The following is a 10,909-nucleotide window of genomic DNA, read 5'->3' on the forward strand; positions in this document are numbered from 1 at the left end:
GTAAACGTTGTCATTAGCAACATAAACACCACAATTTAATTGCATCAATTATGCGTCATTTGGTTGCATTTTTGTGCCTATCATAAATAAATGACACAATGAGGATCAAAGGATGTTTCAATTTTTAAATTTTTTCAATGCTTTAACTTGGCCAATGTTTGAAAGCATTGTGATGCTTATTTGGTTTAGAACGCTGATGGGGCACCATCACTTTTCGCGCCGCATATTTTTGAGCGCTATGTGCCTGCTATATGTGATTAACATGGTTGGAAATGGTTTTGAATCACCATTACTAAGGGCAAGCGTCGCTTCAACACTTTCAATTTTTGTGTTGCTTTTAATGGGATGGCAACAAAATATTGTTCGCAGTAAACGGGTCATATTACTTTATGCGATTGTTAGTTCATTGCTTTCGTATTGGGTTATCAATTTTGAAATGACGATGACAACTTTAGTCAATGTCCCTTTTGTGATAAAAACAAGCTTGGATTTTTTAGCCAACGTGGTAGCTATGTTAGCGGCCTTGATGGTTAGCCGTGTCAAATATAGCTGGTTAACTGAAAAATTTTTAGAGAGACATCCCACACAGTTGCACACATTGCTTTTCGGTAGTTTGTTTTTGAGAGTATTAAATGATGGTTTAGCCTATTTATTTGCGGTTAACCAATTTTCAGGCTCTATTTTGTGGGATTTTTTCTTACTTGTGCTTATTGTAGGCATTATTTTTGTGCCAGTCATCAGTAATCAACATGAGTTATTACATGACAGAATTAATGCGCATGATGTGGAAATGACTGCCACTCAAAACTATGCGCAACAGCTTGAAGACAAATATTCGGAATACCGTTTTTTCAGACATGACTATCAAAATATTTTAGCCAGTTTGGAATACGGCATTCAATCTGAAAACATGAGTGATATCAAGCATACATATTATTCGGTGATCCAAAAAAGTCAGGCGCTGTTACCTGATGCTCAGCTATTAAATTTGAAAAATATTACAGATACAACGTTAAGAAGTACTATTTTGGTCAAACATCAAGCTGCGCTGGAAAAATTAATAACATTCAACGTGGACTGTCAGCAACCATTTACAGCTTCAGCATTTGAAGAGGATTTGAATTTCTATCGCGTGATAGGGATTTTGCTAGACAACGCGGTTGAAGCAGCCGAAAAAACAGTTGAAAAAACGATTACTGTGCTCATGATAGATTGTGAAGAAATCGTGATTATTAATAGCTGCACGCAAGATATTGATCTCACAAAGATTACAAATTTTGAGTACACAACGAAAGAAAATCACAGTGGTTTTGGACTATACTTTGTTAAACAATATATTAAACAACATGAAAACATCGAATTAGCAACAATGATTGAGAAAAATCATTTTATACAAAAGCTAACACTAGAGGCAAAAAACCAGTGAATTATTATTTATTAGAAGATAATTTGATACAACAAGACCGTATCCAAAGTATACTTAAATCGTGCCATATTTTTGATCAGCCAGCAGCATTGTTGGCAGCCTTACAGGCAGATACAGCGCCAAAAATTATTTTGCTTGATCTAGAAATTCGGACGGTGGCAAATGCTGGATTAAATGTTGCTAAAATGATCAGACAATTTGACATATTGTCGCCAATTATTATCGTCACAACACATTCTGAAATGGCGGCTATGAGTTACCAATATCAAATTGGCGCATTAGATTTCATTGATAAAACGCAAAATGAGCAACAATTTAAGCAACGATTGACATCGGCTATTGCGGTAGCTGAGCAACGTATACAGACGCAAGATGTCGCACAGGCAGAAATGATTAGCTTACCTAATGGCCAAAAAAGTGAGCAGATCATGCTTAATGATATCCGCTATGTGACCTGCAATGATAGCAAAAGTCATTTGATAACGGTTTACTGCACACATAAGAGCGTACAGGTTCGTTCAACGGTTAAGCTTTTACCAACACTACATGAAGATCTCATTCAAATACACGCAGCCTATGTGATTAACAAACGTCATCTTGTGTCAGTGGATACGGCGGCGAGAACTGTACAGTTAACCGATCAAATGCGGGTACCGTATTCGAGAAAGTATTTTAAGATGATACGAGACTTAGTGAGCTGAGTAAGGTATGATATTTTTGAAAGTATTACTAAAAACAACTATAATGGTAACTAGTTTAGAGATAGAATAAATGTGTTCATAAGTGCACGCTTTGGAGAAGATGACATATGCAAGTTGCAATTATTGGTGCGGGGCCGCGCGGCCTTTCGGTTGCCGAGCGCCTTATTAATTTAGCTGATGACAAAAAACAGCTGGATGTTCAAATTTATGATCCCTACGCGATTGGGGGCAGAGTATGGGATCCATTTATACAGCAAAACCAATTGTTTTTAATGAACACGGTGATTGAACAAATAACGCTATTTAATGATGAATCAATTGAAAATGGCGGCAAACCATTACCTGGCCCAAATATGTTTCAATGGCTTGAAAATGAGGCTGAAACATTCTTAACAGCTCATACGGAATTTGATACGCAATATCGTCATGAAATGCTAACTTTAACACAACCTGGCGATTTTTCATCACGGGGCATGATGGGTATTTATGCGGCTTGGTATTTTGACTGGTTGACACGTCGTGTACGTAGCAATCATACATTGAATTTTACCAAACAGGCGGTCAGTCATGTCAAGCCGATTGGCTCAGGTTTTCAATTAGAATTAGCTGATGGCACCCCGATTTTAGCAGATTATGTCGTGATGGCACTGGGCCACTCTGAAAATCAGTTGAACGAAGAAGAAACTTTTTTTCAAAATTTTGCACATGATCACCAGTTACAATATGTCGCGCCGACGCATCCAGCTGAAGCTGATTTATCAAGTTTTAATGCTAACGATAGCATTATCATTCGTGGTCTAGGATTAAGCTTTTTTGACTATCTCATAGCATTAACAGTAGAAAAAGGCGGTCAATTTATTCGTGATGACACGCAAGAGCTTGTTTACAAACCTTCAGGTCGAGAGCCACATGTCGTGGCTGGGTCGCGACGCGGTTTTCCACTTCACGCACGTGGGGTGAATCAAAAATTAGCCAGTGAACTATATCAGCCACAATTTTTCACGTTGCCAGCACTAGACGCATTACGTGCGACAGGGAATGGTCATATCATATATGCTGATTTTGAAAAATTAGTTGTTAAAGAGTTGACTTATAAATATTTACTTAACGCCATTGATTCGACAAACAGTGACTTAACGTATGATCAGGCCGAGGCCTTGAAAAAAGCATTACTAACGAGTGATAATTTAACCGCAACAGCAAGGAAATTTGGGCTAGATAATATTGCGGCGTTTGATATTGACTTGATACGCAACCCAGCACGAGACTTACCTGATGATGTGGACTATAAAGCATGGTTTATAGATTATTTAACAGCGGACATTCAAGATGCACGACTTGGTAATAAACAGGCGCCGTTTGCGGGTACTTTTGATATTTTACGTGACATGCGTGATCGTGTTCGCTATGTCGTTGAGCGTGATTATTTTTCAGCAGATGAATACGAAAAATTTTTGAATCGATTTAATCCATTAGACGCGTTTGTGTCAGTCGGACCGCCGTTAGAGCGAATTGAACAGTTACGAGCACTGGTTAAAGCAGGCGTTTTTGAAGTGACTGCTGCAGGTATTAATATCACGACCATTAATGATGAATTTGTAGCACGTGATATTCGTAATCAAGCATTTCATGGGAATGTATTAATTGAGGCCAGATTAGGCGCAACCAATTTATCAATATCTCATAACCCATTAATCGTCAATTTACGTGACAATGGCACGTTGACCCAACCCATACGTACGCGAAGTAATGGTTCCACTTATAAATTAGGTGCTGCAGCTATTGACCGTCAGACATTTGAAGTGGTGAACAGCGTTGGCGAAACAATTCACCATTTATACATGTATGGTATTACATTAGAGGGCTTGAAATGGTTTGGAACAGTTATTCCCAGACCAGGTGTGAATACATTGATTTTACGTGAAGGGGCTTGGATAGCAGAACGTATCCTAGCACATTCATAACCGTTGTCGCCATCAATGTTGAGTCTAAAACGCCTGAATATGATGGCCAAATCGTTACTAAATAAAAGGAATACAGAATAATTGATGACTAATATTCAATTGATCGCAACCGATTTAGATGGGACGTTTTTATCCAGTGATAAATCATTTGATAAGGCGTTATTTCGCACGGTACTTAAAACACTTGCGCGCAACAAGATACAGCTGGTCATTGCTACTGGTGTACATCAGGAACGTATTAACCGATTACTATCAGATTTTTTAGATGTTGGTTTGTCATATGTCACCAATAATGGTGCGCGTGTCACGACATCTGAAGGCAAAATCATTTTTGAGAAAACACTGCCATTAGATACATTGAAAGCTGTGCAAAAACTATTAGCAACATTTCCTGTCAAACCGAGTCGCGGATTGGTCTATTCAACAGATGATACAGCATATGTACCACGTGAATATGTCGATGTTATGACAGCAGCTAGACGTCAATATTTTAAAAAAGTCATTTTATTTGATGATGTATCTGAAATTAATGCCCCGATATTTAAAGTGACCATGAATTGGCATAACTTTGATGAGACCAAATTTTATGATGCTGCCCGACAACAATTAGGGCAACACGTGCATGTTACGGAAACAGGTACGGGCGCAGTCGATATCGTGCCTGCAGGTATTAATAAAGCCGTTGGCTTAAAAATCCTAGCGGATGATATGGGGATTAGTATGGCAAATATTGCAGCTTTTGGGGACGGTGCCAACGATTTAGAAATGTTATTAGCTGTTGGTCATCCTTTTCTGATGCCAACAGCGCATATCACTGGTCCATTTGAATCTGTTATGGCTGATAACGATCATGCAGGTGTTCTTAAAACGATTTTAAAGATGATTGACAATTAAAAAATGCAACAGTATGCGTGGGTAACCAGCAACTGTTGTATTTTTTAATTGTCTCTAATAAAGGATAGTTTTTCAGTATAAATGACATCATTATCGTAATCTGTCGGGCCATGAACGCCATCTGGTAACCAGTGTGTTATTAGTTGGTTACCAACCAAGCTGTGATAAGTTTTAGCAAGTTCAACACTCTGTAAATAAGGGACGACGGGATCTTTCATGCCAGCAATGAGCATGAGAGGTGGCATTTTTTTGGTGAAGTATGTGGCAGGGTTAGCTTGCGCAACGAGTTCAGGAATATCTTTTGGTGAGTGGTTTTGTAGCATAATGCCCTCAAAAGATTTTGCGGTGCCTGTTTCAGAAAATTTTTGGATAAGACCTAACTTTTTAAATTGGTGATTGAATTGATCTAATTGGTAAGGACCATAAAGTGCAATAACGTGTTTAATGATGGGGAATATCGGATTAAACGTGACATTTTTGATGTTGCCCAGTGTATGTTGTTTGGTAAACGTAGCGGCTGCCAAAACAGCTAATTGTGCACCGCTAGATTCACCAACGAGTGTTACGTTTGTCATATCAAGATGATATTTGGTTGCATGGCGAGACAGAAAATCTAACGCTGCCCTAATATCAGCGATTTGGTTTGGAAACTGATTTGCTAGTGGCTCGTTTAGGCGGTAATTCATACTAATGACAGCAAACTGATCCGCCAAAAAGCGTAAGCTTGGGTTTAGTTTAGCTGATGATTTCTGACCACGGAGTAAACCACCACCAAATATATCAACAATCACTGGGAAATTTTGGTGACCATTTGTTAGGTAAATATCTAATGTGTGGCGTGCACCGGGAGCATAATTGATGTCTTTAAAAATCGTAGTTGCATGTATTGGAATAGTTGCAGGCACAAAAATGTCGGGTTTATCTTGAAATAACATAGTTTCTCCTTTTAAACAATTTTGACTCCTTAGTTTGATTATACTAAAAACACGCTGCTAGATAAAATAATAATGCTGTGTTTTTTCAAAGGCGTTAATATAAATTAAAAACACTGTTGTAAACGCTTACATTATGTTGTATACTAAAGTCATAAAGGATTGTTACCGTGTGAATGGGCAAAACCTGACATTTATTTGTTGCAAGTTTTTTGGAACTTTGTGCAGATTTTGTTGGGTTTTTGTTTTAGGATTATAACTGAAAGTCTGGAAGTGATGAATGAACATCAAAAAAATTTTTAATAACAACGTTCTACTGGCAGACAACAATGGTCACGAGGTTGTATTAATTGGGAAGGGTTTAGGTTTTCAAAAAAAAGTCGGGCAACACATAGATGAGGCAGCAGTGGACAAAATATACACACCGACAGAAGCGCGTTGGTTGACACTGTTTGATGAATTGATTAGTGATATTTCACCGCAATATTTTGAAATAGCGTCACAAATTATCAAGTCAGCTGAAAAACAATTGCAGACAAAATTTAATGCTTACCTATTAATTGCTATTACTGATCACATCCATTTTGCCATTCAAAGAACGGCAGATAATATTGTGATTCGCAATGAATTACTATGGGAAATACAACATTTTTATCCACAAGAATATGCTATTGGTGTGTCGGCGTTGCAATTAATTAAGGCGTCATTTGGCGTGCAGCTTGTAGATGATGAAGCAGGATTTATTGCTTTGAAATTTGTTGAGAATCGTACATCCGCTCAAGACAGTAATGATAAGGGTGTGCAAATGACAAAATTGATTGGCGATATTTTAACCATAGTACAATATCAATTGCAGGTTCATCTTGATGAAGATTCAATTAGTTACCAGCGGTTTTTGGTCCATTTACGATTCTTTGTCGAAAGAATCAGCCGTGACCAAAAAAACAATACACCGGAAGAGACTGATGATGTGTTATATCAGCACATTTTCAAAAAATACCCGCAAGCATTTAATTGTACACAAAAAATTACACAATTTGTCAAAAACACGTTAAACAAACAGGTTACTTTGAATGAACAAGTTTATGTCACGATTCATATTCAAAGAATTATTAATGAAATGAGTCAACAGAGTTGACGGGATTGTAACTATTTAATTAGGCAAAGCCCAAGTTAATTATGAAAAACGCTTTTTAGTGGTTATCATAATTAACTTGGGTTTTGTCATTAAGAAAGGGAAATATCATGGATTATAAAGTATTGGCAAAAAATATCTTATCCGGCGTTGGCGGTAAAGATAACATTAACACCGCGTGGCACTGCGCAACGCGATTACGGTTCAAATTAAAGAACGATAAATTAGCGGACACGCAGAAAATTGAAGATTTAGATGGTGTTGTGACAGTGGTTAACTCTGCTGGGCAATATCAGGTCGTTATTGGCAATGCAGTTGCTAATGTGTTTGAACCTTTGGCGGAATTGGCAGGCTTAGAAAATACAGATGATCAGGTTGTTGATGAGAAGGATCAGCCTAAAGAAAATGTGTTGAACAAATTAATCGGCTTTATATCCGGCGTGTTCACGCCATTCCTAGGTGCAATGGCTGGTGCAGGTATTTTAAAAGGATTATTGGCCTTGTTTTTAGCTTTTGGTTGGCTAACAGAAAAAAGTGGTGCCTATCAAATTTGGTATGCAGCTGGCGATGGATTCTTTTATTTCTTACCGATACTACTTGCCTTCACAGCTGCTAAAAGTTTAAAGGTGAACCAATTTGTGGCGGTCGCTTTAGCAGCAACACTAGTTTATCCATCATTGGTTGCCATTACAGGAAATGCACAAACAATTGATTTCTTTAATATTCCTGTGGTTCCAACGACGTACACATCAAGTGTTATTCCTATATTGTTAGCGGTATGGGTGATGTCTTATATCGAGCCTTTGCTGAATAAAATTTTTCCTGAGGCTGTCCGTAATATTTTTACACCGTTATTTCTATTAATGATTATGGCACCTTTGACACTCATTGTCGTTGGGCCTTTGGGTGCCAGTATTGGAACGTTGCTATCTAGTGGTATATCTGCTATTTATAATTTTGCACCTGCAGTGGCAGGTGCGCTCATGGGCGCTTTTTGGCAAGTATTTGTTATCTTTGGTGTTCATTGGACATTCGTACCAGTTATGATGAATAACATTGGGAAACTCGGTTATGATCCGCTTTTGCCAATACTAAGTGTTGCCGTCATTTCACAAGCCGGTGCAGCATTAGGTGTCTTCCTAAAGGCTAAGGATACTAAAATGAAATCTTTGGCTGGCTCATCAGTTGCGACTGCTTTGTTAGGTATCACGGAACCAACGATTTATGGTGTGACACTTAAGCTCAAGCGTCCCTTTATCTTAGCATCGATTTCAGGTGCAATTGGTGGCGCCATTGCTGGTGGCGGTCAGGCGCATGCGAGTTCATTTACTTTACCCAGTTTGTTAGCAATACCCACTTATTTGGGTAGTGGGTTTACCAGTGTTATGATTGGTTTAGGGGTTGCCTTTGTATTAGGGACTGTACTGACTTATCTTTTCGGCTTTAGTAAAGATACAAATGTTGCGACAACAGGTGAACATACAATTGAACAAAAGGGCAATCATCAAATTATCGCACCAGTCGAGGGCACGATTATTCCGTTGAAAAATGTTAAGGATGAGGTTTTTGCTTCTGAGGCTATGGGACAAGGTATTGCGATTGTGCCAACGAGTAACATTGTGAAGGCGCCAATTGCGGGAACCATCAGTGCAGTATATCCAACTGGCCATGCTATAGGTATTATTTCAGAAAAGGGTGTCGAGGTATTGCTGCATATCGGTATTAACACAGTTGAATTGAACGGGCAGTACTTTAAGACATTGGTCAAAAAGAATCAAAAAGTCACCATTGATGAACCTTTGGTTGAATTTGATCATCAAGCGATTAGTGATGCTGGCTATGATACAACCGTGATGCTCATCATTACAAATACGCCAAATTACGATATTTCCGTAACAGAAAATACATTGGCGACTGATCATGAATGGGTATTGAATTTAACTGATCGTCATATTGAGACTAGTAATAATTATAAAGGAGAAGTACAACATGTATAAAGAAACTTATGAAAAGTCATTTCCCAAGGGATTCTTATGGGGTGGTGCGACTGCAGCTAATCAAATTGAAGGTGCTTGGAATCTTGAAGGCAAAGGGTTAAGTACAGCTGAGGTTGTGCAAAAAGCTAATGATCGTCGCAAAATGTCAATTGGTGATGTCACTGAAAAGACACTCGAAGTGGCCTTGGCTGATAAAACAGATGATTTATATCCTAAGCGTCGCGGCGTTGATTTTTATCACCACTACAAGGAAGATATTGCGCTTTTTGCAGAGATGGGGTTTAAGGTTTATCGTTTCTCGATTGCTTGGTCTAGAATTTTTCCACAAGGAGAAGATTCACAACCAAATGAAGCAGGATTAGTGTTTTACGACAATGTGTTAGCTGAATTAGCTAAATATGACATTGCCCCACTCGTGACTTTATCACACTATGAGATGCCAGTTGCTTTGACACAAAAGTACAATGGTTGGGCAGGTCGCGAAACAATTGCTGCGTTTAATCGTTTTACTGAAACAGTATTTGACCGTTATCATGATCAAGTAGATTATTGGTTGACATTTAATGAAATCAATACGGGCACTTGGGGGTTCCACGAGACAGGTGCAATTGATAAAGGCCTTTCTGAAAAAGAGCAGTTACAAGTTCGTTATCAAGCGTTACATCACCAATTTGTGGCTAGCGCCATTGCAACAAAACAACTGCATAAAATTGATGCAAACGCCCAAATTGGTTCTATGTTGGCGCGAATGCAGACTTATCCTGCGACACCGAATCCAGAAGACGTTAGAGCGGCACAAGTCGAAGATGAAAAGAATTTATTTTTTACAGACGTGCAGGCACGCGGCGAGTACCCAGAATATATGAATCGTTTTTTCAGCGACAATGATATTGTCATTCATATGGCGGAAGATGACCAAGCTATTTTGCTTGAAAATCCAGTAGATTTTATTAGTTTTAGCTACTATATGACTAATGTGACACAGCATAATCAGGTTGATGATGGTGTGGGAAACATGGCTGTTGGCGGTCGTAATCCTTATTTGAAGGAATCAGATTGGGGATGGCAAATTGATCCTGTCGGTTTGCGTATTACTTTAAATGCTATGTGGGACCGTTATCGCAAACCACTCTTTATTGTCGAAAATGGCCTAGGTGCTCTAGATAAACTTGAAGCTGATGGTCATGTGCATGATCAGTATCGTATTGATTATTTACGAGCCCACATTGAGCAGATGAAAGAAGCAATCAAGGATGGTGTTAATCTCTTAGGTTATACCATGTGGGGTCCAATTGATTTGATTAGTTTTTCGACATCAGAAATGTCAAAACGATATGGTTTCATTTATGTGGATCAAGATGATGATGGCAAGGGCACTTTGCAAAGAATTAAAAAAGATTCCTTCACGTGGTACAAAGAAGTGATTGCTTCCAACGGTGAAGCGTTATAAGGTAGAATAATTAATTATTGTAAGCGTTTGCAGAGTCAACGCAGATACGATATAATATAAGGGTAGATTAGGCGAAACGATAAGACTAATTAAACTTGTTTAAGCCATCTTCACTGGCGAACGCAGTATACCTCGTTCATTCCAAATAGTTTACTTGTACCGAATCAGAACATCTTGTAAGTGGCCGAGAACGCATACAATCATGTCCGTGGTTCAAAGTAGTAACAGTATGTGAGATTTCAGTCTCCTATTTGTTACTATGATGAGTAGGCTATTTTTTTGTTTGTTGTGATATCAAAAAAGGCATCCACTATGTTGAAGTGAACCCAATAACTTGGACAAAATAAAAAAATGTCCAGAAAGTTATTGGGTTTTTTCTATGTCTAAATATTCAAATGAATTTAAATTAA

8 protein-coding genes are annotated in these 10,909 nt (G+C 38.4%); 7 read left to right on the top strand and 1 reads right to left on the bottom strand.

Features of this window, described 5'->3' with window-relative positions; all coding sequences use genetic code 11:
- Positions 1-112: 112 nt before the first annotated feature.
- The 4 genes from JOD28_RS07570 (at position 113) to JOD28_RS07585 (ending at position 4,985) form a co-directional block, all read left to right on the top strand.
- Positions 113-1,426, top strand: coding sequence for a sensor histidine kinase (locus JOD28_RS07570; protein WP_204770217.1), 1,314 nt, complete (start codon positions 113-115; stop codon positions 1,424-1,426).
- Entirely contained in the window at positions 1,423-2,127 is a 705-nt protein-coding gene (locus JOD28_RS07575) for a LytR/AlgR family response regulator transcription factor (RefSeq protein WP_204770218.1), read from the top strand. The genes JOD28_RS07570 and JOD28_RS07575 overlap by 4 nt, the downstream gene beginning before the upstream one ends.
- 107 nt (positions 2,128-2,234) lie before the next feature.
- A complete protein-coding gene (locus JOD28_RS07580) occupies positions 2,235-4,091 on the top strand; it encodes an FAD/NAD(P)-binding protein (RefSeq protein ID WP_204770219.1) in 1,857 nt (618 codons plus the stop codon).
- An 84-nt stretch (positions 4,092-4,175) separates the two neighbouring features.
- Positions 4,176-4,985 carry an HAD-IIB family hydrolase gene (locus JOD28_RS07585; protein WP_204770220.1) on the top strand — a complete coding sequence of 270 codons (810 nt, stop codon included), beginning with the start codon at positions 4,176-4,178 and terminating at the stop codon, positions 4,983-4,985.
- Between the two features lie 44 nt (positions 4,986-5,029).
- On the opposite strand, the gene JOD28_RS07590 is transcribed toward JOD28_RS07585, so the two are convergent.
- Positions 5,030-5,920, bottom strand: coding sequence for an alpha/beta hydrolase (locus JOD28_RS07590; RefSeq protein WP_204770221.1), 891 nt, complete (start codon positions 5,918-5,920; stop codon positions 5,030-5,032).
- Positions 5,921-6,197: 277 nt separating this feature from the next.
- Between JOD28_RS07590 and licT the strand changes: the two genes are divergently transcribed.
- The 3 genes from licT (at position 6,198) to JOD28_RS07605 (ending at position 10,499) form a co-directional block, all read left to right on the top strand.
- Positions 6,198-7,055: a BglG family transcription antiterminator LicT gene (gene licT / locus JOD28_RS07595; RefSeq protein ID WP_204770222.1), complete on the top strand. Its 858-nt coding sequence runs from the start codon at positions 6,198-6,200 to the stop codon at positions 7,053-7,055.
- A 107-nt stretch (positions 7,056-7,162) separates the two neighbouring features.
- Positions 7,163-9,049, top strand: a complete 1,887-nt coding sequence (locus JOD28_RS07600) for a beta-glucoside-specific PTS transporter subunit IIABC (protein WP_204770223.1) — start codon at positions 7,163-7,165, stop codon at positions 9,047-9,049.
- Complete coding sequence (locus JOD28_RS07605) at positions 9,042-10,499, top strand: glycoside hydrolase family 1 protein (protein ID WP_204770224.1); 1,458 nt, start codon at positions 9,042-9,044, stop codon at positions 10,497-10,499. The genes JOD28_RS07600 and JOD28_RS07605 overlap by 8 nt, the downstream gene beginning before the upstream one ends.
- Positions 10,500-10,909 lie beyond the last annotated feature (410 nt).

This window comes from Leuconostoc rapi (genome assembly GCF_016908715.1).
In the GTDB taxonomy this organism is placed as follows: domain Bacteria; phylum Bacillota; class Bacilli; order Lactobacillales; family Lactobacillaceae; genus Leuconostoc; species Leuconostoc rapi.

Bases quoted from the DNA above. Each gene is read 5' to 3' on its own strand.
- JOD28_RS07600 (WP_204770223.1), top strand. From the start codon at position 7,163: ATGGATTATAAAGTATTGGCAAAAAATATCTTATCCGGCGTTGGCGGT.
- JOD28_RS07585 (WP_204770220.1), top strand. From the start codon at position 4,176: ATGACTAATATTCAATTGATCGCAACCGATTTAGATGGGACGTTTTTA.
- JOD28_RS07605 (WP_204770224.1), top strand. From the start codon at position 9,042: ATGTATAAAGAAACTTATGAAAAGTCATTTCCCAAGGGATTCTTATGG.
- JOD28_RS07580 (WP_204770219.1), top strand. From the start codon at position 2,235: ATGCAAGTTGCAATTATTGGTGCGGGGCCGCGCGGCCTTTCGGTTGCC.
- JOD28_RS07590 (WP_204770221.1), bottom strand. From the start codon at position 5,920: ATGTTATTTCAAGATAAACCCGACATTTTTGTGCCTGCAACTATTCCA.
- JOD28_RS07570 (WP_204770217.1), top strand. From the start codon at position 113: ATGTTTCAATTTTTAAATTTTTTCAATGCTTTAACTTGGCCAATGTTT.
- licT (WP_204770222.1), top strand. From the start codon at position 6,198: ATGAACATCAAAAAAATTTTTAATAACAACGTTCTACTGGCAGACAAC.